At 72.4% G+C, this 25,891-nt stretch carries 23 protein-coding genes and 4 pseudogenes; 11 read left to right on the top strand and 16 right to left on the bottom strand.

Going from position 1 to position 25,891, the window contains the following annotated elements:
• Positions 1-320 (bottom strand): annotated as a pseudogene (locus AB0D10_RS39490) (deaminase); the annotation flags it as partial.
• A 214-nt stretch (positions 321-534) separates the two neighbouring features.
• Positions 535-1,218, bottom strand: coding sequence for a hypothetical protein (locus tag AB0D10_RS39485; RefSeq protein ID WP_360265672.1), 684 nt, complete (start codon positions 1,216-1,218; stop codon positions 535-537).
• Between the two features lie 282 nt (positions 1,219-1,500).
• On the opposite strand from AB0D10_RS39485, the gene thpR reads away from it, so the two are divergent.
• Entirely contained in the window at positions 1,501-2,118 is a 618-nt protein-coding gene (gene thpR, locus AB0D10_RS39480) for an RNA 2',3'-cyclic phosphodiesterase (RefSeq protein ID WP_360265670.1), read from the top strand.
• A gap of 202 nt (positions 2,119-2,320) precedes the next feature.
• Here the strand turns inward: thpR and AB0D10_RS39475 are convergent, their stop codons facing one another.
• On the bottom strand, positions 2,321-3,055 hold the full coding sequence (locus tag AB0D10_RS39475) for a L,D-transpeptidase family protein (RefSeq protein ID WP_360265668.1): 735 nt from the start codon (positions 3,053-3,055) through the stop codon (positions 2,321-2,323).
• 516 nt (positions 3,056-3,571) lie between these two features.
• Here AB0D10_RS39475 and AB0D10_RS39470 point away from each other — a divergent pair.
• Positions 3,572-4,135 (top strand): hypothetical protein, encoded by a 564-nt coding sequence (locus AB0D10_RS39470; RefSeq protein ID WP_360265665.1) that lies wholly within the window; start codon positions 3,572-3,574, stop codon positions 4,133-4,135.
• Positions 4,136-4,240: 105 nt separating this feature from the next.
• Here AB0D10_RS39470 and AB0D10_RS39465 read toward each other — a convergent pair whose 3' ends face one another.
• A complete protein-coding gene (locus AB0D10_RS39465) occupies positions 4,241-4,636 on the bottom strand; it encodes a GNAT family N-acetyltransferase (RefSeq protein WP_360265662.1) in 396 nt (131 codons plus the stop codon).
• 161 nt (positions 4,637-4,797) lie between these two features.
• A complete protein-coding gene (locus tag AB0D10_RS39460; protein WP_360265660.1) occupies positions 4,798-5,469 on the bottom strand; it encodes a VC0807 family protein in 672 nt (223 codons plus the stop codon).
• Positions 5,470-5,945: 476 nt separating this feature from the next.
• On the opposite strand from AB0D10_RS39460, the gene AB0D10_RS39455 reads away from it, so the two are divergent.
• A complete protein-coding gene (locus AB0D10_RS39455; protein WP_360265657.1) occupies positions 5,946-6,248 on the top strand; it encodes an antibiotic biosynthesis monooxygenase in 303 nt (100 codons plus the stop codon).
• A 147-nt stretch (positions 6,249-6,395) separates the two neighbouring features.
• Here AB0D10_RS39455 and AB0D10_RS39450 read toward each other — a convergent pair whose 3' ends face one another.
• The gene (locus tag AB0D10_RS39450) at positions 6,396-7,310 is read right to left on the bottom strand and encodes a LysR family transcriptional regulator (RefSeq protein WP_360265654.1); all 915 of its coding nucleotides are present in this window, start codon (positions 7,308-7,310) and stop codon (positions 6,396-6,398) included.
• A gap of 108 nt (positions 7,311-7,418) precedes the next feature.
• Between AB0D10_RS39450 and AB0D10_RS39445 the strand changes: the two genes are divergently transcribed.
• Positions 7,419-8,462 carry a zinc-dependent alcohol dehydrogenase family protein gene (locus tag AB0D10_RS39445; protein WP_360265651.1) on the top strand — a complete coding sequence of 348 codons (1,044 nt, stop codon included), beginning with the start codon at positions 7,419-7,421 and terminating at the stop codon, positions 8,460-8,462.
• A gap of 818 nt (positions 8,463-9,280) precedes the next feature.
• Here AB0D10_RS39445 and AB0D10_RS39440 read toward each other — a convergent pair.
• Positions 9,281-9,874: a hypothetical protein gene (locus AB0D10_RS39440; RefSeq protein ID WP_360265678.1), complete on the bottom strand. Its 594-nt coding sequence runs from the start codon at positions 9,872-9,874 to the stop codon at positions 9,281-9,283.
• A gap of 383 nt (positions 9,875-10,257) precedes the next feature.
• On the opposite strand from AB0D10_RS39440, the gene AB0D10_RS39435 reads away from it, so the two are divergent.
• From AB0D10_RS39435 to AB0D10_RS39425, 3 genes and pseudogenes are all read left to right on the top strand, one after another.
• Positions 10,258-10,734: a hypothetical protein gene (locus tag AB0D10_RS39435; protein ID WP_360265648.1), complete on the top strand. Its 477-nt coding sequence runs from the start codon at positions 10,258-10,260 to the stop codon at positions 10,732-10,734.
• Positions 10,735-10,808: 74 nt separating this feature from the next.
• A pseudogene (locus AB0D10_RS39430) lies at positions 10,809-11,024 on the top strand (helix-turn-helix transcriptional regulator); the annotation flags it as partial.
• Positions 11,025-11,285: 261 nt separating this feature from the next.
• A complete protein-coding gene (locus AB0D10_RS39425; protein WP_360265675.1) occupies positions 11,286-13,718 on the top strand; it encodes a penicillin acylase family protein in 2,433 nt (810 codons plus the stop codon).
• Positions 13,719-14,007: 289 nt separating this feature from the next.
• On the opposite strand, the gene AB0D10_RS39420 is transcribed toward AB0D10_RS39425, so the two are convergent.
• On the bottom strand, positions 14,008-14,691 hold the full coding sequence (locus tag AB0D10_RS39420) for a hypothetical protein (protein ID WP_360265645.1): 684 nt from the start codon (positions 14,689-14,691) through the stop codon (positions 14,008-14,010).
• Positions 14,692-14,879: 188 nt separating this feature from the next.
• Here AB0D10_RS39420 and AB0D10_RS39415 point away from each other — a divergent pair, with 188 nt between their 5' ends.
• Positions 14,880-15,053 (top strand): hypothetical protein, encoded by a 174-nt coding sequence (locus AB0D10_RS39415; protein ID WP_360265643.1) that lies wholly within the window; start codon positions 14,880-14,882, stop codon positions 15,051-15,053.
• Positions 15,054-15,117: 64 nt separating this feature from the next.
• On the opposite strand, the gene AB0D10_RS39410 is transcribed toward AB0D10_RS39415, so the two are convergent.
• The 3 genes and pseudogenes from AB0D10_RS39410 to AB0D10_RS39400 form a co-directional block, all read right to left on the bottom strand.
• Positions 15,118-15,645, bottom strand: coding sequence for a GNAT family N-acetyltransferase (locus tag AB0D10_RS39410; RefSeq protein ID WP_360265641.1), 528 nt, complete (start codon positions 15,643-15,645; stop codon positions 15,118-15,120).
• A gap of 235 nt (positions 15,646-15,880) precedes the next feature.
• Positions 15,881-16,675: pseudogene (locus tag AB0D10_RS39405) on the bottom strand (serine/threonine-protein kinase); the annotation flags it as partial.
• A gap of 135 nt (positions 16,676-16,810) precedes the next feature.
• Positions 16,811-17,365: pseudogene (locus AB0D10_RS39400) on the bottom strand (SPFH domain-containing protein); the annotation flags it as partial.
• Between the two features lie 261 nt (positions 17,366-17,626).
• On the opposite strand from AB0D10_RS39400, the gene AB0D10_RS39395 reads away from it, so the two are divergent.
• Positions 17,627-18,055 (top strand): hypothetical protein, encoded by a 429-nt coding sequence (locus AB0D10_RS39395; RefSeq protein ID WP_360265638.1) that lies wholly within the window; start codon positions 17,627-17,629, stop codon positions 18,053-18,055.
• Here AB0D10_RS39395 and AB0D10_RS39390 read toward each other — a convergent pair.
• The 3 genes from AB0D10_RS39390 to AB0D10_RS39380 all read right to left on the bottom strand — a co-directional run bounded on the left by AB0D10_RS39390 (position 17,941) and on the right by AB0D10_RS39380 (position 20,324).
• The gene (locus AB0D10_RS39390) at positions 17,941-18,849 is read right to left on the bottom strand and encodes a hypothetical protein (RefSeq protein ID WP_360265635.1); all 909 of its coding nucleotides are present in this window, start codon (positions 18,847-18,849) and stop codon (positions 17,941-17,943) included. The two genes, AB0D10_RS39395 and AB0D10_RS39390, sit on opposite strands and share 115 nt — an antisense overlap.
• Before the next feature lie 98 nt (positions 18,850-18,947).
• Positions 18,948-19,307 (bottom strand): hypothetical protein, encoded by a 360-nt coding sequence (locus tag AB0D10_RS39385; protein ID WP_360265632.1) that lies wholly within the window; start codon positions 19,305-19,307, stop codon positions 18,948-18,950.
• Between the two features lie 477 nt (positions 19,308-19,784).
• Positions 19,785-20,324: a hypothetical protein gene (locus tag AB0D10_RS39380; RefSeq protein ID WP_360265630.1), complete on the bottom strand. Its 540-nt coding sequence runs from the start codon at positions 20,322-20,324 to the stop codon at positions 19,785-19,787.
• Between AB0D10_RS39380 and AB0D10_RS39375 the strand changes: the two genes are divergently transcribed.
• Positions 20,323-20,625: a hypothetical protein gene (locus tag AB0D10_RS39375; RefSeq protein WP_360265628.1), complete on the top strand. Its 303-nt coding sequence runs from the start codon at positions 20,323-20,325 to the stop codon at positions 20,623-20,625. The genes AB0D10_RS39380 and AB0D10_RS39375 overlap by 2 nt on opposite strands.
• An 825-nt stretch (positions 20,626-21,450) precedes the next feature.
• Entirely contained in the window at positions 21,451-22,641 is a 1,191-nt protein-coding gene (locus AB0D10_RS39370) for a cytochrome P450 (protein ID WP_360265625.1), read from the top strand.
• A gap of 212 nt (positions 22,642-22,853) precedes the next feature.
• On the opposite strand, the gene AB0D10_RS39365 is transcribed toward AB0D10_RS39370, so the two are convergent.
• Together AB0D10_RS39365 and AB0D10_RS39360 are read right to left on the bottom strand one after the other, a co-directional pair.
• Positions 22,854-23,561, bottom strand: a complete 708-nt coding sequence (locus AB0D10_RS39365; protein WP_360265622.1) for a hypothetical protein — start codon at positions 23,559-23,561, stop codon at positions 22,854-22,856.
• A 267-nt stretch (positions 23,562-23,828) separates the two neighbouring features.
• Complete coding sequence (locus tag AB0D10_RS39360) at positions 23,829-25,745, bottom strand: sigma factor-like helix-turn-helix DNA-binding protein (RefSeq protein ID WP_360265619.1); 1,917 nt, start codon at positions 25,743-25,745, stop codon at positions 23,829-23,831.
• Positions 25,746-25,891 lie beyond the last annotated feature (146 nt).

Below are 25,891 nucleotides of genomic sequence, written 5' to 3'. Positions count from 1 at the left end.
GGGCCGAGCAGGGCGGACCCGGCCCACGGCAGCGCGGGCGTGCCGCGGGAGGCCACGTACTTCGGGATCCGGTTGAACAGCTCGGCGAACCCGCCCTCCTGGTGCGGCCAGTGGGCGGCGAAGATGTCGTACGTCCGCCGGCCGAGCAGAAGGGCGTCGGTGCCCTCGTACGCGGCGACGATCTGCGCCCCGGTGGTCTCGTTCAGCAGGGGTACCTGCCAGCCGCCGAACGGGAACCCGACCGGATCCTCGTCGGGGCCGCCGGGCGCCTGCCCGACCAGGTCGAGGGTGGTGAACAGCTCGATGTGGATGAGGCCCATGTCTGTACTCCCGATGAGTCGGCCGTACCTGTCGGGATGTAGACCGGCCGGGGCCGCAAAACTCATCGCCCCGCGGGCACCCGGTTTTCGCACCTGGCGTCCGCCTCGCCCGGCACGCCGCCGCACGGGCCCGCGCCCCTCACGGAACGAGCGCCGTTCGCATGCCTTCCACTGCGAGCAGGGCCGGTCGCGCGGTCCCACGACCCGGCATCGATCAGCTCACGGAGCGCCGCCGCATCGTGGTGCCGAACTCGGGGCGGACCGGCCGTCCCGCCCGCACGGGAAGGGGATCGCGCAGCCTGGCCACGTACCGCCGGTACGCCCGCGCCTCGGCCGAGACGCCCTCGACGGCGGCGAGGCGGTCAGGGAACATCACTCCTCCCGCGTGCAGTCGGGCATCCGTCCCGAACCGGTTGCCGTGCAGACGGCCGGTCACCAGCCGGCCCTGGGTCCGGGGAAGCAACTTCGACCGGCCCGCCACCACCGGGCCGCGGGCGACCTGGAACCAGACCTCGCGCCGGTTGCCGAACAGCACGACACTCTCGCGCAGATCACGCACGTCGGTGTACACGTCGAAGTCCCAGTCGCCCGGAGCTCCCCCCGAGCCGTAGCACCCACGAAGGTGGTGCATGAACCGGGGCAGGCCGACCGGGGCACCGAACGGAATCACCGCGTCGGCAAAGGGCTCACCGGCGATGAAGTAGATCCTGAACTCCAAGCCGTACAGGCGCCCGCGGACCTTGTTCCTGATCCACAGCGAGAACGTCTCCGCGTCGCCGTAGCCGAACCGGTCCTCGGCGCGGACATGCCGGCTCAGGTGCCTGAACGACAGTGTCTCCGGATCGGCCGACAAGCCAGGGATCCGTTCGACCGAGCCGTGCAGCAGATAGAGGCACATCAGGTCAACCGGATGCGTGTCGTGCGCCAGCCGCGTAAGGAATCCGTCGGAAAAACTGTCCCGCAAAGGTGTCTCCAGCCCGTCCCGCCCTCTGCCACATCGTGGGCCCGGGGTGAATCTACGGCCTTCGGGGCCAGCGGAACAGCAGGTATCGGCACACCGTCTGTCTCCCTCTGACGGAAACGCGAAAGCCGTCGCCGGACTCACTGCCCACGATCGCTGGTTGTCGTCACTGCAGGTCCGCGTTGGGTGGGAGTCCGCGGGGGGTGCTAGAAATCCCTGGTGGATGTTTCCCCCGAGTCGCCGACGTTGCGTGTGTTCGTGGCGTTGGCTCCGCCCGATGACGCCAAGGAGGAGTTGGCCCGCGCCCTGCAGCCCGCGTACACGATGTATCCGGGGCTGCGGTGGAACCGGATCGAGGACTGGCACATCACCTTGGCGTTCCTCGGTGAACTGCCGCGTACGGCAGTGCCGTTGCTGCAGTCGGTGCTGGCGGGCCAGGCGGTGTCGCGCCCTGCTCTGCGGCTGGGCCTGCGCGGGGGAGGCCACTTCGACGGGCGACTGCTGTGGAGCGGGATCGGCGGGGACCTGGAGGGCCTGCACCTGCTGGCCGCCGACGTCCGGAAGCTGGTCCGGTCCTGCGGGATCGACTTCGCCGAGCGCCCGTTGCGCCCGCATCTGACGTTGGCGCGGTCGCGCCGTGAGGATCCGGTCAGCGTGCCGCGGGCGGCGGCCGGGCTCGCCGGGTTCGTGGGTCGGCCGTGGCCGGCGGAGCGCCTCCACCTGGTCGGCAGCAACATCGCCCGGGGCCCGGGGACGATCCGCTACCGCGACATCGAGGCCTGGCGGTTCGGCACCGCGGCGCGCGCCGCGGACGACAGCGCCTCCGCCGGGTCGTAGCCCGCGGACGGGCCCCCTCGCCCGCCTCGGCCCGGCCCGGCCCGAGCCCGATCCGTCCGGCGCGGGCCGTTCATCGGTGGTCCGTTGCCGCGCTGGTGCGGGCTCCGCAGGGCCGACCCCCCGCCGGAGCCGGGTCGGGTGCCGCACGGGGCGGGCGCGGGCCCGGACGCGGGCTCGCCGTGTGCGGCACGGGGCGCGGGGGCTATCCGATGGCGATGACGGGGTGGTCGGCGGGGTTGATCCAGCGCATCGTGCGGTTCATGAAGGCGGCGGGGACGGCGACGCAGCCGGCGGTGGGGCCGGCCTGGGGGCCGAGGTCGTGGAGGAAGATCCCGGCGCCGCGGCCCTTGACGGCGGGGGAGGTGTTGAAGTCGATGACCAGGGCGTTGTCGTACTGGACGGGGTAGTTGATGAGGTGTTCGCTGCCGAGGGGGCCTTGTTCGGTGAGGTGGAAGCCGCCCTGGGTGTCGGTGCGCATCTGGTTGTAGTGGGCGGAGGTGGGGTCCTGGACCCACCAGTCGTGGGCGGTGACCTGGTGGTAGGGCATGGTCGTGCCGGGGTCGGGGGCGATGCCGAAGGCCTGGGTGAGGGTGTAGGTGCCGGTGGGTGTGGTGCCGGTGCCCTGGACGCGGGTGGGGCCGTCGTGGAGGCCACCGGAGCCGACGCGTGCGTCGGTGGTGGAGTCGAGGGAGTGCCAGAGGCCGTCGCGTCGTTCCCAGAGGGTCACGGTGGCGCGGGTGCCGTCCGCGTGGACCGTGATCACCTGGTCGGCCGGGCCGGCCGCCACGGGTACGGGGAACGGGGCGTCGTCGGCCCACGCCTTGGGGGCGGTGCCCGCGCTGCTTGCGGTGAGGGCGATGCCGATCGAGAGGGCCACGCTCGCGCAGCGGAGTGCCGTGGCACGGCGGGCGGCGGACGGTGTCCGTGAGACGGCCATGAAGGGGTCCTTCCTGGTGCGGACGACGGGGGCGATGGGGTGCACGGGCCGGCGGCGGGCGGCAGGTGCCATCGGTCGGTGCACCGACCGGCTGACCCGGCTCGGGGCGGGGCGGGGCCCCGGCACTGGCCGGTACGGACCGTGCCAGCGCCATGATCGGCTTGCCGGGGCAGCGGTGCCAGTACCGACACCACCGGGCCCGGGCGCAGTGTCCACCGTCGACCCGCAGTCCCGGCACAGCCACGGGACCGGCACCCACCGCCAGGACGGATACGGGGCCCACCCCGCCCTGGAGCCAGGGACCACGATCTGCACCGACGCCGCACTGACCCCCGGTCACGGCGACGACCACCACGAGGCCACCGTCGCACCCGGCCGGGGCGGGCGGACGCGGAGCGAGCGCGGTCGTGGTCACGGCCTGCGAGTCGTGAGCGAGGGGCGGCAGGTCGGCGGCGCACAGGATCAGCAGTGGGGTGGCGGGTAGCCTGGACGCTCGTTCGATGAGGAGTACGGCGAATGACGTTCTGGAACCAGTGGCGGGTGGTCGTCGACGAGGCCGACCGGGCCCAGTGGGTGTGGGAGCCGTTGAGGAGTGTGGGCCCGCTGCGGTTCGGTATGGCGCACGACGACGCCACGGAGGCAGTCGCAGGCTTCCTGGAGCCTTCCCTGCGCAGCACGAACCACTACGGCGACGTGGTGAGTTACGAGTTCGCCCTCACCCACGCGCCGGGCGGCCCCGCGCTCACGGCCTACTACGACGCGGGCCGCCTGACCTGCGTGGCCGTCAACGCACGGCGCGGGCCCCAGGTGGCCCTCGACGGGCTCCGGCTGGTCGGCCGCGTACCGTCCGAACTCGAAGCCGCCTTCATCGAGTACACGACCACTCACGGCCACGAGCTGCGCTACGGCCCGCACGCGGACCCCGGTACCGAGACCCTCGGGGTGGTCCTCCGCGCCCAGCGCGCCGGAGATGTCGTACTCAGCCGGCCCGTGTTCGTCGCCCACGACTGGGCCGATCGATGCGTTCACGTCCCGGAAAGCCGCATCCCTGACAGCGAATGGACCGACCGCCACTACTGACTGGCCCTGCCCGGAGCCGAGAACCGGTGGGACGACGAGGGCCGGGACATCAGCCGCCGTGCCGACGACCTCACCAGCGGGTGATCACCCGGCGACCCCGTACCCTCAGGCGGTGCCGACGGTCTCGGTCCGGACGTCGTACGGGCGCAGGCCCCGGTTCTCGTAGTTGCGCAGGGCGTTCGGGTGATCGTCGGTGTCGGTGTGCAGCCGGACCCGCCGGACGGACTCGGCGCCGAGCGGTTCGGTGGCCCATGCCTGGCGCAGCGCGAGCGTCAGCGCGTAGCCGCCGAGGCCGCGGCCGACGTGCTCCGGGACGAGCCCGAAGGTGGTGATCTCCACGTCGCCGTCCGGGTGCGGCTCCAGGTTTGCGACGCCGGCGGGTTCTCCGTCGTGCGTCAGCAGCCAATACCGGCGCCGGGGGTGCTCGGCGAGGTGTGACGCCCAGTCGGCTGCGGTGCGGGCGGTGCTGCGCCAGCCGTGCGGAATCGCCCGGACGGCCATCGAGCTGTGGCACCACCCCGGGCGGTCCCGCGTCCGTAGGACCGCGACCGAGCGGTTCAGTCCGCGGGTGAGCGGGTGAGCGGGTGAGCCGGCGGGGCGGGTGTTCGGCGTCGACGGGTGCGGTGCGTTGCCTCGGGTGGCTGGAGCACGGCAGGGGGCGCTCAGCCGTCCGCGGAGCGCGCGGCCGTGCCGGAGGTCAGCCGCCAGAGTCCGGCCACCTCGTAGTAGATGCCGTTCACCACCTGCAACAGCAGCAGCGTGACCGGCCAGAGCAGCGCGCCGAGGCCGGGCACCACGTCCACCGGCAGGGAGTAGGCCATCACGACCCGCGCGGCCGCATCGAGCAGCATCGCCACGCCCCAGATCGCAGTCGAGACCCGCCAGATCCGCCGGAAGGCCGGCTCGCGTTCCCACAGCACGTCCCAGGAGGTGCCGTCGGAGCGGAACCGCCCCTCCAGCAGGGGGCGGCCGCCGTGGAAGAGCAGCGGGCGCCTGGCCCTGATCGAGATCAGGAACCAGAGCCCGGCGACACCGGTCAGCCAACCGTCCTTGGCCAGCAGGAACCGGGGGCTGCCGCCGACCAGTGCGGCTGCGACGCCGAGCAGCATGGTCCCGGCGACGAAGCCCGCCATGCCCTCCAGGCTGCGGGTGTGCAGCCACTGCACCGCTGTGGTGAGCGCCGGCAGGAAGGCGCCGGCCAGCAGCGCGACGAAGACGCTGACGCCGGCGGCGCGCAGGCCGTAGTACAGGGCGATCGGGACCACGATGTCCCGGACGACACCGAGCAGCAGACGCCGGCCGCTCGGCCGTGGCGGTACCTCGGGGGTCGTCACCGCGGGCTCCTTCGTGTGGTCATGACGTCCTCCGGGTCGCGGGAAGGGCCGGAGCGGTGATCTCACGGACGCAGCCGTCCGGGTTCGGGCGGGGCGGCTGCGCCGCATCGATTGCCACGTGTCACTTGCACGGGTGACTTCTTCCGCGCTGGATGACGACTGAACCCGAGGCCGCGTCCAACCGCTCGGGATGACGGCGTCCAACGCGACGCACGGGAGCCGCGGGGGCGGAGTGCAGCGGGTCGGTGACGGTGCCCCGGGAGCGGGGTGACGGGGTTCCGGCACGGGAGGAGAGCCCACGGACGGGCGCGTCAGGCGCAGCCGGGCCCGGCCCGTCCGCCACACGCCGCCAGGACGGTGAACAAGCCGCTCCGGCGGGGCCGTCTGCGGGGGCGCGCCTCCGCACCGTGTTACCGATTGCTCCGGGGCCGCCCCCGCCGGGGCCGCTCGGACACCTCAGGATCGGAGTGCACGTCATGGAATCGAACGTCGGTCTGCTGGCCCGCATCGAAGCCCGGCCGGAGCATGCGGACGCCGTCGAGACGCTCCTGCGCGGAGCCCTGGACGCGGCCCGCTCCGAAGAACGGACCGTGACCTGGTTCGCCTTCCGGGAGAGCCCGACCGTCTTCGGGATCTTCGACACCTTCACCGACGAGGCGGGCCGCACCGCCCACCTGAACGGACCGATCGCCGCCGCCCTCATGGAGATCGCCCCCACCCTGCTGGCAGGCGCCCCGGACGTCCGCCCCGTCGACGTCCTGGCCGTCAAGTCCGGGTGACACCGCGGATGCGGATGCCTGCGGCAGGGCAGTGCCGACCGCCCGGGCACGCGAGGGGCGAGCGCGCCCGCGCGCCCTCGTGGATCGTCCGGTGCTTCGCCGTCGGTCACAACCCGGTGGCGCCCTCGGTGATCAGGAGCGTGCCGATCACCGCGAGGATCCGTGCAGGAGTGTGCGCAGGGTGTCGAGGCAGGCGGTGATCGCGGGTTCGTCCGCCGTGTCGTGGCGGGTGGCGATCCCGATCGTGCGGGCGAGGGCGGTGTCGGTCACCGGCAGCGCGGTGAGGGCGGGCGGCAGGTGGGCGGCCGCCATGCGGGGGGCGAGGACGGTGTGGCCCCCGCTCGCGGCAAGGGCGATCATGGCGGTGAAGTCGGTGCAGACGTGTCGGACCCGGGGAGTGAACCCGGCGGAGCGACAGGCGTGGAGTACGGCCTCTCCGCACGCGCTCTGCGCCGGGGCAGTGATCCACGGCGTGTCGGCGAGCTCCGCCAGGTCGACGGGGGCGCGGTCCGCCCGGACGGCCGGGTGGTCGCGGGGCAGGACCGCGACCAGCGGGTCGGTGCACAACGTCCGGGTTGCCACGCCCGGTAGCGGGGGAGCGGCCAGGTTGTCGTACCGGTAGACGAGGGCGGCGTCCGCGCGGCGCTGGAGCAGCAGGCGTACGGCGGCCTCGGGTTCGGCCTCGGTGATGTGGAGCTGCAGGTCCGGGTGGGCGGCCTCCAGGGCCGTGGCGAGCGGGGCGGCCACCGGGGCCAGGGCGCTGGGGAAGCAGGCGAGGCGCAGGGGACCCGCGGGGTGCCGGGCCGCGGCGAGCAGGCGGACGCGGGCGTGTTCGAGTGCGGCGAGCACGTGCTCGGTGTCGCTGGTCAGCCGACGGCCTGCGGCGGTGAGGTGGACCGAGCGGCCGGTGCGTTCCAGTAGGCGGGTACGGGTCTCCTCCTCCAGGAGCCGCAGCTGCTGCGAGACGGCGGAGGGGGTGACGCCGTGGAGGTCGGCGACGGCGGTGACCGTGCCGTGCACCTCCAGGTCACGGAGCAGGACGAGGCGCCTCACATCGAGCATCAGTCCATCTTAAGGCCAGGTTGTAGGAGATGTAGCTGGACGCGAGTGTCCCCGCCCGGCGACCCTGGCTGTCGTCTTCCCGTCGTCGAGCAGTGCCAGGAGTGCTTCGTGCGTGCCACCGTCATCCACGGCCCCCGTGACGTCCGGATCGAGGAGGTGCCGGACCCGGTGCTCCGGCACCCGACCGACGCAGTGGTGCGGGTGGTGAGCGCCTGCATCTGCGGCAGCGACCTGTGGGCCTACCGGGGTGTGGCGTCCCGGGTGGCCGGCCAGCGGATCGGCCACGAGTTCCTCGGCATCGTCGAGGAGACCGGCTCCGAGGCGACCGGGGTCACCCGCGGTGACTTCGTGGTCGCGCCGTTCGTCTGGTCCGACGGTGTCTGCGACTACTGCCACGACGGCCTGCACACGTCCTGCCCGCAGGGTGGTTTCTGGGGCGAGGTCGGGTCCGACGGCGGCCAGGGCGAAGCCGTCCGCGTCCCGTTCGCCGACGGCACCCTGGTCAAGCTGCCGAAGGAGGCGGCCGGTGAGGAGAAGCTGCTGCCCGGCCTGCTCGCGCTGTCCGACGTGATGAGCACCGGCCACCACGCCGCCGTCACCGCCGGTGTCCGGCCGGGCAGTACCGTCGTGGTGGTCGGCGACGGCGCGGTCGGCCTGTGCGGGGTGCTCGCCGCGCAGCGCCTCGGCGCCGGCCGGATCATCGCGCTGGGCCGCCACGAGGCGCGCACCGCGATCGCCCGTACCTTCGGCGCCACCGATGTGGTGGCCGAGCGCGGAGAGGCCGCGGTCGAGGCGGTCAGGGAACTGACCGGCGGTCAGGGCGCGCACGCCGTCCTGGAGGCGGTCGGCACCGAGGAATCGATGCGCACCGCGATCTCCGTCACCCGTGACGGTGGCGCGGTCGGCTTCGTCGGCGTGCCGCACGGCGGCAGTGCCGGTGTCGACATCTCCCGGATGTTCGACGGCAACATCTCGCTGCGCGGCGGCGTGGCCCCCGCCCGTGCGTACATCCCGGAGCTGCTGCCCGACGTGCTGTCCGGTGCGATCGATCCGGGTCTGGTCTTCGACCGCACCGTCGGTCTCGACGGAGTGCCGGACGGCTACCGGGCGATGGACGAGCGAACCGCGCTGAAGGTGCGCGTCACCTTCTGAGGGCCGGCCACCGGGCGCATCGGCGACCCGGGGTGTCCCGACACACCGCGCCGGGTGCGATCCGGCCGGTGCCCGGGTGGCGTGGTGGACGCGCAGGCCGGGCCGTCGAGCGGGTGGCCTTCGGGTGCCGATGTGGCGGTGGGCACTGCTCGACCACCGGTGGTACCAGGCCGGCACGGCCGGGACACGGCTCATGGGACCGTACGGCGTGCGTGACGCCGACGGGTTCCTCGGGGAGGAGGCGGGCGACGCGCCCGTCACGGTGATCCGGCAGGTCGTGGCGGACACACGCTGAGCCGTGACCGACGCCACCGGCGAACCGGCGCAGGCGTGTGCAGGCCCGCCGGGGTGACACCGGTGGTGTGTCAGGCCACGTGGCACCGGCGACCTGCGCTTCCTGGCTCAGGGCGGAGGCGGCAACTTCCTGCCGACAAGGTCCCCTCCTCGTCAGGGAGCAGATTGTGACGTCCACACTGCCGTCTGCCGTCTGCCGTCTGCCGGCGGTCCGCCGGGCTCGGGCGCAGGCGTGCCCCGCACCGGTTCGGTGGCCCGCCGGAGCCGGGCACTGGCCATCGCGGCCGGCCTGTTCTGCACGGCTGGAATCGCTCCGCTGGCGCTGACCGCGCCCGCCCACGCGCAGGGCACCTGCACGGTGTCCGGCCCCACCACCACCTGCACGTTCGTGTTCACCGGCGCCGAGCAGACGTTCACCGTCCCAGCCGGTGTCACGCAGGCCGACGTCACGGCGACCGGTGCCGCCGGCGGCCTGGAGGACAACGGCGTCGGCGGCGGCCGGGGTGCTCAGGTGTCCGGCACGCTCACCGGGCTGTCCGGCGGACAGACCCTCTACGTCGAAGTCGGCGGCGCCGCCGCCAACACCAGTTCGTGCGCCGACGGCGCGCCGCCTCCAGGAGGGGCCGGGTCCCGGCGAGCGGGGCGAGCAGGCGGGCGGGGTCGTGGTGGCCGAGTGCGTCCAGCAGGCGTTGCACGGCGAGTGCCGCCGAGGTGGCGAGGCCGTCCAGGGCGCTGATCTGTCCGGCGAGGCGGCGCAGGTCCGCGGCGTTGTCGCGGGCCCGGGTGGTCACCGCGCGGTCGGCGGCGCGCTGGTCGCGTGCGGCCCGGACGCGCTGCTCGCCGGTGCTGCCCACCTCGGTGCCGGCGTCGCTGTCGGGGCGCATGCGCAGGTAGCGGCGCTCGGCGGCCTGTCGGCTCCGGACGCCCATCGGTTCGGCGAGGTCGGTCCAGGTGGCGCCGGCGCCGCGGGCGGTCTCGATCAGGCCGGTCTCCCAGCCTGCGAGTTCCTCGCGGAGGTGGCGCAGCATCAGGAGCGCGGACAGGGCCTGCTGCGGGTCGCGCTGGTCCGCGGTGTCCGCAGGCGCGTGGCGGGCCGTGCGGGCGGTGGCGTCCATCATGCGCAGCGCGGCGGCGGCCAGGAACGAGGCCGGCCCTGTCCCGGCCGCCACCGCCTCGGCCGCCGGTCCGGTCGGCCCCCGGGGGACGGACGCCTCGTCGTCACACGAAATTCACGGGCCGGGGTCTACTCGCATAGACGGTGGTGGGTCATCCTGGTGCGGTACCGGTCCTCGAAGCCCGCTCCTCGCGCAGGATCTGCGGGCGGGGGCGCTGCGCGGATCGTCCCTCGCGCCGGAGCACTGCCGCGTCACCGCACGTCGCACGACCCCGTGGTCCGGGGCCGGTCCTTTTTCGTCCGGTGCCGGGCTACCCGTCCGCCTGCCGAGGCCCCCCGGATCCGGGGGCCGGGTCGGAGGTCCACCATCGTCACCGGGAGATGCAGATGAAGCCACGCACCGCAGCCGTCGTCGTTGCCCTGGCCCTGGCCGGCCTCGCCGTCTCGGCGCCCACGGCCGGCGCCAGCGGTACCAAGCTGTCGCAGTCGACGGCCGCCGGTCAGTTCAGCAGCGCCGGCATCACGTGGAGTTCCAGCGGGGGATGTACCACCAGGTCCAACTCCACCTGCACCTCGTTCGAGCAGATCAACTCGGGCACGGTGAGCGCCATCATCACCCTCAAGCGGGCCAGCGGCTGTGCCATCAACATCACGGGCGGGACCGAGGTGGGCCACGCCTCCGGCACCTACAGCCACTACAACGGCTACAAGGTCGACATCGCCCGCAGTTCCTGCATCGACGGCTACATCCAGAACAGCTTCACCTACATCGGCTACCGGGGCGACGGCTACCCGCAGTGGAAGGCCGCCTCGGGCAACCTGTACTGCAACGAGGGCAGCCACTGGGACATCCTCGTCTACTGACGCCGACCCCCGGGAGCCGGCCACCGCGCCCGCACCGGACTCCCGCGAACGTCGCGCGCCGCGCCGCCGCCCGCATGCGCCCTTGGGGAGTGCGTGCCGGGATCCGGGGACCGCGCTCCCGGCCCGCCTCGGGCCGGGACGCGCTGACCGTGACGGAGCAGCGCGTGGCCGAACTGGTCGTGCAGGGGCTGTCCAATCCCGACATCGCCGCGATGCTGCTGCTTTCGCGCCGCACGGTGGAGACCCATGTCTCCCACATCCTCGGCAAGCTCGGTGTCCGCTCCCGCCGCGAGGTCGCCGCAGTGACCGCGGGCACCGGGGTGGAGTCGCCGGTCCGCGGTCCGGCGACCGTTGCGGGGCACGTTCCGCGCCGGCCCCGTCCGCGCGGCCGGGAAGTCCACCGAGCCCCTCTCAGAACCGCAGCTGACCCCGGCACCTGCGGGGAGGGCGCCGGACTGGCCGGGGGGCGTAATCCCACGGACTTACGTCGCGCACGAGGTTTCGCCGCCGGGCCGATGCCGGGAAGGTGCCGGCCACGGCACGGTGGTCCCATGGCTCGTACCGAGAAACTCACGACACATCAGCAACGCTCGCAGATCGAGCGGTTGGCCTCCGGGGTGGCCGCGCTGTGCCTGGCCTCGGTCATCGCGGGGCTGTTGCCGGCGCCCGCCTCCGCGGCCGGCGCGGCCGGCGCGGCCGGCGCGGACGGTCCGACGGCGGGCGGCGACGGCTACAGCGCGCAGATCCGCCGGACCGAGTACGGCATCCCGCACATCCAGGCCCACGACTTCGGTGGCCTCGGGTACGGCTACGGCTACGCCTTCGCCCAGGACAACCTGTGCGAACTCGCCGACCAGGTCGTGACACTGCGAGGCGAACGCTCCCGCTTCCTCGGCCCCGACGCGTTCTACCAGGGCAGGACCACCAACCTGGAGAGCGACACCTACCACCAGGGCCTGCGGCAGGCCGGCACCGTCCGGCACCTGCTCGACCGGCCGGCCCCGCTCGGCCCGACGGCCGAGCTGCGGCAGATGGTCGAGGGCTACGCGGCAGGCTACAACCGCTACCTGCACGACACCGGCGTGGAGCGACTGCCGGACGCCTCCTGCCGGGGCCAGGCCTGGGTCGGTCCGATCACCGCCGAGGACATCTGGAGCCTGGTCTACGAGCTGAACACCAGCTCGGGGATCAGCAGCCTCCAGCAGTCCATCGCCACCGCGATCCCGGGCGCCCAGGCCGAGCCCTCTGCAGCCCCCGACGCCGCGGCCGCGCCGGCCGGGGGCCCCGGGCACGGCCCGGACCTCGGCAGCAACGGCTGGGCACTCGGCCGGGACGTCACGCAGAACCAGGACGGGATGCTGCTGGCCAATCCGCACCTGCCCTGGTCCGGCGGCATGCGCTTCTACCAGGTGCAACTGACCATCCCGGGGGTCATGGACGTCTCGGGCGCGGGCCTCTACGGCACGCCGGTGGTGGAGATCGGCCACACCCGGGGGCTCGCCTTCACCGAGACCTCCAGCTTCGCGGACCATGCGACCCTGTACCGACTCCCGTTGGTGCCCGGCGATCCGACCAGCTACCTGGTGGACGGCAAGGCCGTACCGATGGACAGGAAGGACGTCCGGGTCACCGTCCGCGGCGCCGACGGCACGCTCTCGACCGTGAGCCGCACCCTCTACAGCTCCCGTTTCGGCCCGGTGCTGGCCGACCACTGGTCGGGCACCTACGCGTACGCCGTCCGCGACGCCAACGCCGAGAACCTGCGCTCGATGAACCAGTGGTTGGCGCTCGACCGGGCGCAGAGCCTCGGCGAGCTGAAGCAGGCGGCCAACACCTACCAGGGCGATCCGTGGAACTACACGGTCGCCACCGATGCCACCGGGGAGACGTACTTCACCGACGCCTCCAACGTGCCGCACGTGACCGACGAGCAGCTCAAGCAGTGCAGCCTGCCCGAGCTGCACGACCTGCCGACCGTCCTGGACGGCTCGACGGCAGCCTGCGACCCGGGCAGCGACCCGGACGCGGTGGTGCCCGGCATCTTCGGCCCGGCGAACCGCCCCGAGCTGGCGCGGACCGACTACGTCGCGAACTCCAACAACAACCCGTACCTCGCCAACGCGAGCGCCCCGCTCACCGGCTATCCGAGCATCTACGGCACCGACCGCGGGCTGGCGCCACGCCCCCAGCTCGGGCTGCAGATGATCGCCGACCGGCGGGACGGCAGCGACGGGCTCGGCGCTCCGGGCTTCACCTTGCCCAGCCTGCAGGCGACCATGTTCGGCGACCGCAACCACAGCGCGGAGCTCGGCCGGGACGACGTGGTCGCGATGTGCCGGGCCAACCCCGTCCTGCCCGCCGGCGACGGCAGCTCGGTCGACGTCGGCGCAGCCTGCGACGTGTTGGCCGGGTGGAGCACGCGGGACGACGCGGACGGTCACGGTGCCGTCCTCTGGGAAAGGTTCTACCGCGGGCTGTTCCGGCGCTACGTGGACCCCTTCGTGCGGGTGCCGTACGACCCCGCCCAGCCGCTCACCACCCCGCGCGGTATCAAGGGCGACAGCGTCACCGCCCGACACGCCCTGGCCGACGCCGTCCAACAGCTCGCGAAGGACGGGACGGCGCTGGACGCCACCATCGGCGCCGTCCAGCGGTGGGCAGGCGTCCCACTGCACGGTTGCGACGGGACCGAGGGCTGCTTCAACGCCGTCGAGGCCTCGGCCACTTCGGGCACCACCGGCGCCGTCCGGCCCGCAGACCTCACCGGCGCGTACGGCACCAGCTTCGTCATGGCCACCGAACTGACGCCGGCGGGCCCGCGCACCCGCACCCTGCTCACCTACGGAGAGTCCGTGAACCCCGGATCGCCGCACTACACCGACCAGACCGCGCTGTTCTCGAAGAAGCGCTGGGTCACCGAGCGGTACACCGAGGCCGAGATCAAGGCCGACCCGTGCCTGCAGATCACCAGGCTGCACCGCTGAGATCGCCAGTGCTGTTCTCGGTGTGCCCGCCGCCGCATTTTCGCCGAGAGCACCGAGGCGCGCGACCGACTCGCCGGCAGATATGCCGAGTGGCTGCCATCGACTCGGCAGGGGACGTGAGCTGCAGCAGCGTCAGGAAGACGAGGCTGACTCCTGGCGGCCGGCCGAACCGGTGTGGTTCCTCGGCGAGGAGCCGCACCGGTGGCAGCCGTGCCGGAGGTGTCCGGCCCGGGCCCGGTGCGGGTGCCGTCCTCGCGCCCTGCGGGTTCCGTGCCCGGGCGGGTCTGCTTCAGCTGGTCTTCCAGGCAAGGGGCTTGTTGTCCTTGTCGAGCCACACGAGGTACTGGAGGGGCTTGTCGGCCGGGGCGAGGTAGATGGCGCACTCGTGGTCGCTCTGGCCCTTGACGAAGTCCTTGCCGCCGTGGGGGACGTCGCTCTCGCACTTCGGGAAGGCGCTGAGCAGGTCGACCTTGCGGGCTTGGGCGGTGTCGCTGACCATGGCGCGCAGGCGCAGGTTGAAGTAGGGCTCGTAGATCCCGTTGCCGCCGGTGTGGGTGTAGGTGACGCGCACGTAGTACGGCGTCTTGCCGGCCATGTCCTCCGGCTTGAGGAAGTCGGCGAGGTCGGCGATGTCGCCCTTGACCACGCTGGTGGGGCCGATGCTGAGGGAGATGTCGCCCTTCTGGCTGTCGGTGAAGGTGCCGTTCGCGGTCCCGGCCGGCGGGAGGGCGTCGGCGAAGCGGCTCGGGGCCGTCGGGGTGGCGGTCGGCGCGGCGGCGGTGATGGTGGGCAGTGCGGTGGCGGCCGTCGAGGGCGAGGCGGTGCCCGGGCTCACGGTGGTGGTGGGCGCCGCGCCGGTGGATGCCGCGCCGGCGGGGTTGTCGCTGTTGTCGGGGCCGCAGGCGGTCAGGAGGAGGGCCAGTGCGGCGGCGGCCGGGATGGCGGCGGAACGGAGTACGGATGCGGAGCGCAAGGGAAGTCCCCCGGGAGAATCACGGTCGGCCCAGCTGAGGTGGATGTCCCTCGTCGGTGCGGGCGAGCCTGGCGGCGGCCGTGTCGTACGGCCCTCAGGGATCCTCCATCGGATTGCCCGGGCGCCACATGAGTACGCGTACTCACATTCGGCGCGCACCGGAACCTCCGCTGTCGATGCCCGGGGAGATGGCTCAGTGCCTGTTCGCCGCCCGGGACGACGGGGCATCCGAAGCCGACCGGGTTGTCGTCCTCGCCGCCGGCCTTGTCCAGCCGATGGCGGAGGAGCTGGAGCTGCTTGCCGACGATGCCGATCCGGCCCGGCACATGACAGCCGACGGAGTCGTCTCCGCCGATGGGTAGTCCCGCTGCCCGCCGCCCGGAGGGCAGCGGGCGACCGAGGCGGTTGCTGTCAAACGGGGTTCGCTCAGCTGTGGTTGACGCTGGGTGCGGCCTCGCGGGTCATCCGTACGTTTGGCAGCCTTCCTTGCCAGAGCTCTCGCTCGCCCGTGATCTCGAATCCGTGGCGCTGGTAGAAGCGGACCGCGCTGTCGTTGTAGTCGGTGGCCCACAGACAGATGGGTGCGGCTGCGGCCCAGGTGAGGAACTCGGTCATCATGCGGCCGCCGAGTCCCTGGCCCTGGACGTGGTTCAGCAGGTACATCGGTCCGAGGGTGACCACCTCGCTGCGGCGCCCGCAGAGAACGCCGACGATCTCGGTGTCAGAACGGACAACACGGCAGAACAGCAGGTCCGGTTGCCGGTTTGCTGCCTCGATGAACTCCCGCCACTGGTCGATGCCTTCCGCGGTGGCTGACGAGCCGCGATGCGCACGGATCCAGTCCTCGTCGATCCCCGCCTCCGGGTTGGGGTAGGTCTGCAGCCAAGCCCTCAGCAGCAACGGCCCCAACCATGCGGAGTCGTCGGGACGAGCAGCTTCGATCACGTAGGTCATGGCGACGATCCTCACCGATCATCCACTGCTTCGGGCCGCCCAGTCGGAAGAACGTGGAGCGCCTGGTACCGGACGAGTGGTGGGAGCTGTTCCAGCCGGTGGTGCCGGCGGCGCCGACCCGCCCCCGGGGCGACGGGTGGGCGGGATCGGCACCGGTGGAAACATCGAGCGGCACCGACGAGCCGGAGCCGTCAGCGAGGAACTCGTCGCCTCAGCCCGTTCACCGCCGCAGTGCTCAGGGTGTCGAGCTGGTCGCCGGGTTGTACAGGTCGACCATCGTGCGTACGGGGAGCGGCAGCCAGTCGCCGGTCGACGGGTTGCGGGAGAGCAGTTCGAGGACCTCGGTGGCCGTCGGACGGCGCCGGGGATCGTGGTCGAGGCAGCCGGTGATGACGTCGACGAACCGGGAGGGCAGCAGGCTGAGGGCGGACGTCAGGGATTCGCCGTCCGGCAGTGGCACGGCTCCGGCGGCGTGGCACAGCACCATGCCGAAGGCGTAGAGATCCACGGCATGTGTGATCGATCCGCCGGTGAGCTGTTCCGGGGCGAGGAACCCCTGGGTGCCGACAACGTAGTTGGTACTGGTGAGTCCGGTGCTGTCGAGGGCGCGGGCGATGCCGAAGTCGATGATGCGGGGTCCTGCGCCGGAGACGATGATGTTGCCGGGCTTGAGGTCGCGGTGGATGATGCCGCAGGCATGGATGCGTTCGAGTGCTTCGGAGACGCCGACCGCGAGGGTGTGCAGGGTCCTCGGGGGCAGGGCGCCTTGTTGCCTGAGAACGTCGTGCAGGGACGGCCCGGGGATGTATTCGGTGGCCAGCCATGGCGGGTCGCCGTGGGGATCCGCGTCGACCACTGACGCAGTGTGGAACCCGCCGACGAGACTTGCGGCTTCGATCTCGCGGGCGAACCGCCTCCGGAAGGTCGAATCCTCGGCGAGTTCCGACCGGATGACCTTGACCGCGACCAGACGATGCCCGGGCGAGCGGCCGAGATAGACCGTGCCCATCCCGCCCTGCCCCAGCACCGCCGTCAGGCTGTATCGGCCGATGCGGCGAGGATCGTCCTGGCGCAACGGACGGTGCCCGGGGGCCAGTCCGGCCCGTACGGGCGGCTGCCGTGTGCCACGCGCCCCTCCGTTTCCGCCGGCCGGGACGACGAGGCTCTCATGCCGGTCGGCGCCAACCTGCTTCGCTGCCGGGCCCGGGACGGAGGTGCGCGGTGCGGTCGCCTTGCACTCGACGCGGTGGACCAGGACACCCCACCGGGCGGTGTCCCGGTCGAACGCACCACGCAGGGCCGCGATGATCTCCTCGCGGGAGGTCAGGACCTGCTCCAGGTCCATGCCGTCGACCGTGCCGCGCAACGTGGCGACAGCGAGCTGCTCGACTGCCTGGACGTAACTGGTGACGTCGTAGGTCGCGGCCCTCGCATCGGACACCCGGTAGGAGACGGCGATGTCGATGTCGACGCACCGGTTGTCCTGCGTGACCACCTGCTGCTGCGGCACCTCCATGACCTGTTCACGCAGGTCGACCCGGAAGCGAAGAGTGTCGATGAACGGAATGACGAAGTTCAGCCCGGGTGTGAGCGTACGGGTGTAGCGCCCGAAGCGTTCCACGATGGCAGCGCTGGCCTCCGGAACGGTCTGAATCGCTTTGACCAGGGCAATGAAGACCAGCACCACCAGAATGACCAGAACGATCAAGATCGGTTCCACAGCGCCTCTCCCACCCCTCCGGCTCCCCGACCCTGACACCGGTTCGCACCGGTCAGCAGTCTTCCAGATCCACCCCGTGACGGAACTGCGTTCACCGCCACCGAGGGACGGGGCCGCCCAGGACCTCGCCGCCGGCCGCTGCTCCCGCTCCGGCTTCTGCTGCGCCGGCTCGGCAGGTGGGATCGGTGGTGCACGGCGTCAGCCTGCGGCCCGTTTCGCGGGGAAGTCGGTGCTGAGAGTGACCTCCCGCAGCCGTCGAAGGTGGCTTCGAGCGAGTCGAGTTCGGCGGTGGCGGTGGCGGTGGCGGTGGCGGTGGCGGTGGCGGTGGCGGTGGCGGTGGCGATGGCGATGTCGTATGCGGCCTTGCCCGGCAGCAGGCGCAGCGGTGGCTGTTCGACGATGACGGCGTCGATTACGGCCTGGGGCGGCGCGTGCCGGATCGTCGTGCCCGACAGGCTGCCGATCCCGGACCTGGTGGTCGCCGACGCGGCCGCCGCCGTCGAGGCCGGCACCATCCTCGGCGCGCACCACATCGGCGTCGCCGTCGAGATGGTCTCGCCGTCCACCCGGGCCTCCTACCCGGCCGCGCCGTCCGCGACGACCTCCTGTGCGTCGGCGACGTGCCGGCTGGCGCCCTGCGCGAACGTCGCCAGCTCCTGCGGGTGCGCCGCGATGTACTGCCGGTCGTAGGCGGCCTGGACGGCGACCGCGATCCCCATGAAGTTGGTGGACCGCTTGCAGGCGTCATCGGCGGCCGCGGTGGCGAGCTCGGCCGGGGTGTGGCCGGCGGGCGTGGTGGCGCCCTGCGTCCGGTCGCGCCAGCGCGGGTCCATGTAGGCGTCCGCCGGGGTGGCGTAGGTGAAGCCGTGGTCCTTCATGCAGCTGCTCCACTGCCGGTCGGCGGCCACCACGCGAGGATCCGTCAGGGGCTCCTTCGGCCCGCCGCCGGGCAGGGCGGAAGGGTCGGAGCTCAGGAACACCGCTCCGCCGACGGCGTTCAGGCCCTCCTGAAGGCATCCGCCCTTGGGGACGGTCCGGCCCTGGAAGTCCGTGACCGGGGTGCCGGCCGCGTCCCGCCCGGTGAGCACCTGCAAGGTGGCCGCGGAGGTCGGCTGCCCGGCGCCCGTGGCCACGACGGCGTCGTAGCCGGTGGTCGCGACGCGGTCGGGCGCGAAGTACCCGTAGAGCTGGGACCGGACGTCCCGGTCGGCGGGCTCGGCCCGGGCCGGGTCCGGCCCGGGAGGCTCCGAGATGCCCAGCCGTCGCAGACAGAGGGCACTCGTCAGGTAGGCGGCCCGTTCCACGGTCCGGGTCTGCGCCGCGGTGGGGAGGTAGACGTCGATCGGGCGCACCACCTGGCCGACGCCGGTGATGGTGGGGATCTCGCCCAGCTGCGGGGGAGCCGGGCGGGTGCCGCCCGTGCCGCAGCCCGCGAGGGCCGTCAGCAGGACGAGCGTCAGGGCCGAGGTCGTGGAGCGCTTCATTTCCGTCCTCCGGGAGCGGGCGCGGCGGAGCGGCACCCGCCACGGGCGACCGAGGGTCGGTGGCGGGTGCCGGATTCACGGACCGGTGGGGCCGGGGATCACGTCCAGTTCGGGTTGTCGATCTCCAGCGCGTAGGTGATCACGCCGCCGAGGTTGCCGGTGGACTGACCGGGCTTCAGCTTGATGACGCCGCTGGAGTTGTAGAAGGCGGCCCAGTTCCACTGGGTCGACTCGTAGATGACGTGGTCGATCTGGCCGATCCCGAACAGGCTGCTGGTGTTCTTGTAGCCGATGGAGCCCGCGGCGCAGTAGTTGCCGTTGCCGCTGGTGGTGACCGTGAGCCCGTTCGTCGGGCAGCCCACTCCGCCGATGGCGTTCGCCGGTGCCGCCACGGCCACCCCGGCCAGGGCGAGGCCGGCGGTGGCGGTGAGGGTGAGGAGCTTCCTGCCGATCTGCATGGGGAATCCTTCGATCGCGGTTCGGGATGTCGAGGCGCCGGGGTGATCGCGGCCCATGAAGAGAATCGCCGACGGGCGCAACGGCGGCGCGAGCCGCTCAGCCGGAGCCGAACAGCCGCGAAACCACCCCGAAGTTGTACGGAACACGACATGTTTGCCACCGTCGGCCCCCGGCCCGCCGGGGAGAGACGGATGATCGAATTGCGCCTCACCGTGTAGGGCCCGGCCCGTGCCGGGGCGTCGAATACTCACCACTTGAGGCGGGACAGACCGCCGGGCCTCCCGAACGAGGGAAGACCCCGGATGAGGCCCAGGTGGCCACCCAGCCCAACCAACAGGACGCCGCCGCTCCTGAGGCTGGGGTGGTGAAGTTGCCAGGGTCCCGCAAGCCGAGGCGGTCAGCAGCCGAACAGCCCTCGCAGGCTGCGGCGTTCGGGTTTCTGCGGCGGCTGCGAGCGCCCGGACGGGCCGCCGGCGTCAGATGCCGTCCTTGTGGCCGTTCGCGACGATGAGCTCCTCCATGCTCGTGCGGGTGGGGGTGGCCTTGGTGTTGCTCTCGTCGTGGAACGTCCTGAGGTACTGGAACAGTACGCTCACGCACTTGTCCCGCCCGTCGTACTCCGCGTTGTCGACGAGTCGGCAGTCCTTCGAGATCTCCTTCAACTGCCCGTCGGGAGCGGTGTACACGGGGTGCCAGATCAGCTTCACGTTCGGGTTCAGCTTCTGGACCAGGCGGAGTTCCGGCACCTCCAGCCTGATGAGGATGCTGTCCGGGGAGTAGGCCCGCAGGAAGACGTGCACGGGGCCGGTCGCGCGGGACACGAAGGCCTTGGACAGGATGCTCCACATCGGCCCGGTAAGCTTCCAGTTCGGGTGCAGCTCCAAGACGTTGAGCACGCTGCCGATCCGGGTCCGCCCCAGCGGTGTGTGGCCCTTCCCGTACGCGTAGTCGCTGGTCTCGATGCCGCCCGCCCGCAGGGCCATGGTGGGCGTCGCGATCTCCAGGTGCTCGGCCATGAGCTTGACGAACTCCTGGTACCAGGTGTTCGACGCGCGGAGTTCGCGCTGCTCCTGGCGGTCGATCGTCCTCGCCGCCGCCTCGTCGTTCAGCGCGCCCGGCGAGTCGACCCCGCCGAGGAGTAGTTGCCAGGGCGTCGGCCTGGGGTCGGGGGATGCCCGCGGCCGCCGTCAGCTCCTGGTACGGCTCCCACTCGGGGTGCTCGGTGGGCCTGGTGGCGTAATGCCCGTTCAAGTCGGCCTTCTGGCGCTGCACCTGGTGTGTCACCACCGCGTTCCCGACCTGCTGCTGGAGCGCTGACGGGCCCGTGGGACGTGCCGCGCGCCCTGGTCCGTTCGAGATTCGCCCCGCCGATCCAGGCAGCCACGACCCTGACCGCGGGGGTCAGCTCCGCAGTCAATCCGGCGGCGAGCCACGCGCCTTGCTGGTGGAGGCGCACCCAGTAGCCGCGCCCGTCGCGGAGGAGGTGCACGACCACGCGCCGGCCGCCGTCGCTGAACTCCGCGCGGCGTTCCCAGGTGTCCTCGGGCGCGGGAAGGGAGAGGCCGAGCCGGACGGCCGTGCGGCTCAGGGCGTCCACGAGGGTGCCGTCGGTTTCCGGTCGGTGGTGCGGCGCGGGGTCGGGGACGAGGTCCGGGGAGGAGGGGGTCATGGCCCCCAGTCTGCCGGTGGACGGGGGCGCCGATCCAGGAATTTCGCATGCCCGTCGAGGGCGACGTCGGCTCTCTTGCCCTGAGCCCTTGCGGCAGCCGCGCTCGGACGGATGCACGTCGCTCGACACCCGCGGGGCACCAACGGATGGCATCAACCGCCGAAACCGTCGAGGCGCCTTCGGTTGCCTGCTCCTCGTCGTCCCCGTCGTCCCCGTCGTCCTTGTCGTCCCCGCCGTCGTAGCCGTCGTGGTGTGGGCCCGGAACCAGCCCGGCGACAGCACCCCCGGCTACTGGCACTGACGCGGTATTCCCGGCACGGGGCGCGCCGGCGCCGGAAAACCGGTGCGGGCAGTGCCACCGGAACCGGCGCCCGCACCACCCGCACCCGCGCCCACAAGTGGGGATGTGTCCCCGGTTTGATAGGGTCGAGCCATCAACCGGGGAGCTATCCCCGCTTACAGGGGGAACGCGCATGCATGCTCCGACACTCCAGGAACTCTCTCCCGCAGGTCTCGACGTCACCGTCGACCCGTACCCCGTCTACGCGGCACTCCGCGAGCAGGGGCCGGTGCACCGGATACTCGTCCCGGGATCCGGCGAGACGTGGCTGGTCGTCGCCCGCGACGAGGCCCGCGCCGCCCTCACCGACCCCCGGCTGAGCAACGACATCCGGCACTCCTCCTCATGGGCCGACGACGGCGGCCACGCCCTCGGGGTCAACATGCTCCAGAGCGACGCACCCCAGCACACCCGGCTGCGCGGGCTGGTCGCCCGGGAGTTCACGGCCGGCCGGATCCGGGCGCTGCGCCCCCGCATCCAGGAGATCGCCGACACACTGCTCGACGCGCTGTCCGGCGCGCGCTCCGTCGACCTCGTCGCCTCCTACGCGCTGCCACTGCCGATGACCGTCATCTGCGAACTGCTCGGCGTACCGGCGGCGGACCACGGCAGCTTCCACACCTGGTCCACCGAACTGGTCGCGCCCAGCTCCCCGGAAGCCGCCGGCGCGGCGGCCGGCGCCATGACCGGCTACCTCACGGCTCTCGTCGAGGAACGCCGGGCCGACCCGCGCGGGGACCTGCTCAGCGCGCTCGTCACCACGCCGGCCGACGGGCTCTCCGCCGAGGAACTGCTGGGAATGGCCTTCCTCCTGCTCGTCGCGGGCCACGAGACCACCGTGAACCTCATCTCGGGCACGGTGCTGTCCCTCCTCGCCCACCCCGAGCAACTCGCCGCCCTGCGCGCCGATCCCGGGCTCGTCGACGGCGCGATCGAGGAGACCCTGCGCTACGACGGCCCGGTGGAAACCGCGGCCTTCCGCTTCGCCGCCGAACCGGTGAGGATCGGCGACACCACCGTCCCGGCGGGTGACAGCGTCCTCGTCTCCCTCGCCGCAGCCTCACGCGACCCGCGCCACTACCCCGACCCGGACCGGTTCGACATCCACCGCCACCGCGCGCCGGGAGGCCACCTCGCGTTCGGCCACGGCATCCACCACTGCCTCGGCGCCCCCCTCGCCCGGGTCGAAGCCGCCATCGCACTCCGCGCCCTGATCGAGCGCCACCCCCGCCTCGCCCTCGACGCCGACCCGGCTGACCTCGTGCGGCGGCCGAGCACCATGCTGAGGGGGCTGACGAGCCTGCCGGTGCGGCTCCAGGCGTGAACGACCACGTCCCGGCCACCGGCAAGGACCTCAGTGTCAGGTAGAGATCGCTGAACCGGGCCCACGCGCGACTCTGCTACCCGGTCGAGCGCGGCGTGGCCACTGTGAAGCGCTGGAGGATCCTCCGTGGCACACGCTGCAGCCCGAACCGGCTGACGTCAGCATCCGAAGCGGTCCTCACCCCGGAACTCCACAGCTGAAAGGCGCAGTGGTCAGATGAAGTAGTCGAACTCGGCCGGAGGCTCCTCAAGGCCTTCGGCCAACGGTGACCCCAGCTCGCGGAGCCTGCCGATGACACCCCAACGCGCGTGCGGCGTGAGCCGTGCGTAGCCGGCCCCGTCCAGCTCGCCCCTCGCCATCATGATCCGGGCGAAACTCTCGCCGACAGCCCGGCCGGCGAGTTCCGAGAACCCCCGGTCCGCATCGGCCTCGAAGAGAGCAGCGACGGATCTCGGATCGTCGCCCCACTCCGGGATGTCGAGTACCGCGTTGCGCTGGGAGCCGATTCGGGCCCCGTTGTCACGGATCTCGTTGATCAGCGCGAGCATGCGGCTGTCCTTCGCCAGTGGCCCTGACCGCCCGAGGGCCCTCAGGAATTCTTCCGGCGGCACGTATCCGTGCGCCTCGACGTAGTGGACGATCATCGTGGGCGCGGAGTAGCTCGATCCGTCCTCCGCGTAGACGTGGATCTCACCGTCTGCCCGTTCCGCTTCATTGCCCGGGCACAGTTCGCAGACGTGCACGCCCATGGTCCGACTACGCGGAGTCTTCGCCTGATCCGCCAGGATCAGCAGCAACGAGTTGTCAACGACTCCGGCTCCACCCTGCACCCCCAGCTGCCTACCGAGCCAGCCGACCGACTGCATCGGAATCGGCTTCCTGCTGTAGGTGAATTCGGAGAGATCGGCGAACTCGGCCATCCCATGACTCCTTGATGTCGGCGCAGGCCGACCGGTAGCAGATTCCCCCGCTCTGTGCCGGCAGGCATCGTCCTCGGCGGCACCGCGGGTTCGTTCGCGGACCCGGACGGGTTCGCCTGGGAGGCCGCGGTACCGGCCACCGCTGCCGGCCCGTCCGCCCGCTCCTGACCCGCCACCGGCGGGGTGAGTGCGAGGGCGGGGTGTTCGTCGCCTCCGGCGTCCGGGAGGACGGACCCGCGGCCGGCTCGCGCCCGTGGCCGTCGCGGGTCAGCGGACCGTGCCGTTGCGGTACAGCGCCGTGCCGGGGCCGGGGCCGGGGCCGGGAGCGGCGGCGTCGGGTTGCGGTGGCGACGCGTGGGGCGGCGGGGCGGAGGTCCCCGGCCGTACGTCCAGGCTCGCCGTCGTCGTGGCCGACGCGTCCGGCCGCGGCGACGCCGCGCCGATGCTCAGCCGGAACGGCCGGGTGCGCCAGTCCCATCCCCGGCTCAGGACGAGGGCCGCGAAGTCCATCCAGTCGGGGCGTTGCCCGGCGGCGGACACGACCTGCGACCACCCCAGCACCGTTCCGTCGGCCAGCAGCGGGCCGATGAGGTCGGCGAGGCGGGGGTCGGGCCGGTGTTCCTCCAGCAGGGTGCGGGTGCGGTACCCGTCGGTGACCAGGAGGCCCCAGCCGCGTTCGCGGCACAGCTGCTCCAAGGCGTGGTGCTTGGCGCGATTGACGGCGGTGGCCATCTCGAAGAGCGCCTTGACCTCGATCAGGACGCAGCGTCTGTCGGTGGTGGCGACGAGCAGGTCGGGGAAGTAGGTGCGGGCGCGTCCGTCGAACTCGTAGCCGATGGCCAGCGGCTGTTCCTGGTAGTACGCGACCTGCGGGGCGAACGACAGCAGCTGGATCAGGTGGCGTTCGGGCTCCGACTCGTAGGCCACCGCGCGGCCGAGCTTGGGGCAGTGCCACGATCCGGAGCGGGGGTCGTCGTCCTCGGCCTCGCGCAGTGCGGTCAGTTCGCCGAGCGGTGGGGCGCCCCCGGGGGTGCCGAACCACGTGATCCGGTCCGCCAGGCGCTGCCACCTGGTGGTGGCCCGCTCGACCCGTCCCTGGCGGGAGGCCTCGCGACGTTCCGCGTCCTGGCGCAGGGTGCGGATCGTCACGGCCTGCGCCGAGAGGCCGTCAGCCGGCACCTTGCGGACCCCGGCGAGGGTGGCAAGAAGGGTGACGGCCTGGCGCGGTGCCATGGCCGGGAGCAGGACCTGCGCGAGGTCGAGCAGTCGTTCGGCGCTGGAGGACCCGTCGTCGTCCGGCGGCGCCTGGTCGAGGTGCCCGAGTTCGGAGACGAGCGTGCGGAGCCTGCTGGTGGCGGGGGATCCGGTGCGGGCCATCGCGCGTACGGCTCTGTTCTGAAGTTGGCGGATGCGTTCGCGGGAGAGGCCGACGATCTCGGCGATCCGCTCCTGGGTCCGGGCGTCGTCGTCGCCCACGCCGAACCGGAGGCCCATGATCCGGCGGTCGCGCTCGCCGGGTATCTCGTCGACGGCCGCGGCCAGGAGCTCGCGCAGGAGCAGCGCGGTGTCGTCGTCCCGTTCGGCGATGGCGTTCCACGACGGTGTGAGCGTGGCGGCGCCCGGGCAGCGGCACTCCAATACCCAGTCGTCCAGGAGCAGCTGCCCGATCTCCTGCCAGAGGCGTCGTCCCGCGTCCCGGCGCACGGCGGGATCCACGGCGGCGAGGGTGCCGACCGTCGTACGGGTGAGGAAGAGCGCCCGACGCTCGGTGCTGAGGGCGTGTCCGGTCAGCCGCTGCCACTCGGCGAGGACGTCGGCCGGGCCGGTTCCCGGGGTGAGGGAGGCGGGAAGGGCATCGTCGCCGGGGTCGGCGTCGAAGCCGGGGGCCGGGTCGTCGGTGGGACCCGGGGTGTCGGCGGGGCCTCGGGCGGTGCTGCCGCTGTCGTGCGTAGCGGCGGACCTCACCCACTGCAGCAGCCGCTCGTCGGCGGCATCGCTGGTATCGGTGGCGTCGGCGAGTGGAACGTGACGGGCCAGGCGGGAACGGATCGCCCCGACGGTCCGGCCGTGCCGGTCGGCGAGTCCGTCGAGGCCGAGCCCCTGCCGGACGCCCTCCAGCAGCCGGACGTCCTCGGCCTCGGTCCACGGTCGGCCCGACCGCGGAGCAGGCGAATGAACTTGCACAGTCCCCCCATGGCTTGTGACAACAGGGTGGAGTATGCCCGGGTCCGCGTCACGGGATGCAGAGGGGACCCCACCGGCATCCGGCCGCCGCCGCACGCACCGCCGCACGCACCGCCGCACAGAGAACCGGCGTTCAACGGGGGACG

This window comes from Kitasatospora sp. NPDC048545, from assembly GCF_040651155.1.
Classification (GTDB): domain Bacteria; phylum Actinomycetota; class Actinomycetes; order Streptomycetales; family Streptomycetaceae; genus Kitasatospora.
Note: the sequence above shows the minus strand (reverse complement) of the source record. Positions and strands in the feature narration are given on the sequence as shown.

Coding starts and splice junctions, on each gene's coding strand:
- AB0D10_RS39450 (WP_360265654.1), bottom strand. CDS start 7,310: ATGCTCGATGTGAGGCGCCTCGTCCTGCTCCGTGACCTGGAGGTGCAC.
- AB0D10_RS39475 (WP_360265668.1), bottom strand. CDS start 3,055: ATGGCCGTCTCACGGACACCGTCCGCCGCCCGCCGTGCCACGGCACTC.
- AB0D10_RS39380 (WP_360265630.1), bottom strand. CDS start 20,324: ATGGCCGAGCACCTGGAGATCGCGACGCCCACCATGGCCCTGCGGGCG.
- AB0D10_RS39470 (WP_360265665.1), top strand. CDS start 3,572: ATGACGTTCTGGAACCAGTGGCGGGTGGTCGTCGACGAGGCCGACCGG.
- AB0D10_RS39415 (WP_360265643.1), top strand. CDS start 14,880: ATGGCTCAGTGCCTGTTCGCCGCCCGGGACGACGGGGCATCCGAAGCC.
- AB0D10_RS39385 (WP_360265632.1), bottom strand. CDS start 19,307: ATGCAGATCGGCAGGAAGCTCCTCACCCTCACCGCCACCGCCGGCCTC.
- AB0D10_RS39485 (WP_360265672.1), bottom strand. CDS start 1,218: ATGTGCCTCTATCTGCTGCACGGCTCGGTCGAACGGATCCCTGGCTTG.
- AB0D10_RS39455 (WP_360265657.1), top strand. CDS start 5,946: ATGGAATCGAACGTCGGTCTGCTGGCCCGCATCGAAGCCCGGCCGGAG.
- AB0D10_RS39375 (WP_360265628.1), top strand. CDS start 20,323: ATGAGCTTGACGAACTCCTGGTACCAGGTGTTCGACGCGCGGAGTTCG.
- AB0D10_RS39410 (WP_360265641.1), bottom strand. CDS start 15,645: ATGACCTACGTGATCGAAGCTGCTCGTCCCGACGACTCCGCATGGTTG.
- AB0D10_RS39435 (WP_360265648.1), top strand. CDS start 10,258: ATGAAGCCACGCACCGCAGCCGTCGTCGTTGCCCTGGCCCTGGCCGGC.
- AB0D10_RS39390 (WP_360265635.1), bottom strand. CDS start 18,849: ATGAAGCGCTCCACGACCTCGGCCCTGACGCTCGTCCTGCTGACGGCC.
- AB0D10_RS39440 (WP_360265678.1), bottom strand. CDS start 9,874: ATGATGGACGCCACCGCCCGCACGGCCCGCCACGCGCCTGCGGACACC.
- AB0D10_RS39370 (WP_360265625.1), top strand. CDS start 21,451: ATGCATGCTCCGACACTCCAGGAACTCTCTCCCGCAGGTCTCGACGTC.
- AB0D10_RS39465 (WP_360265662.1), bottom strand. CDS start 4,636: ATGGCCGTCCGGGCGATTCCGCACGGCTGGCGCAGCACCGCCCGCACC.
- AB0D10_RS39365 (WP_360265622.1), bottom strand. CDS start 23,561: ATGGCCGAGTTCGCCGATCTCTCCGAATTCACCTACAGCAGGAAGCCG.
- AB0D10_RS39425 (WP_360265675.1), top strand. CDS start 11,286: ATGGCTCGTACCGAGAAACTCACGACACATCAGCAACGCTCGCAGATC.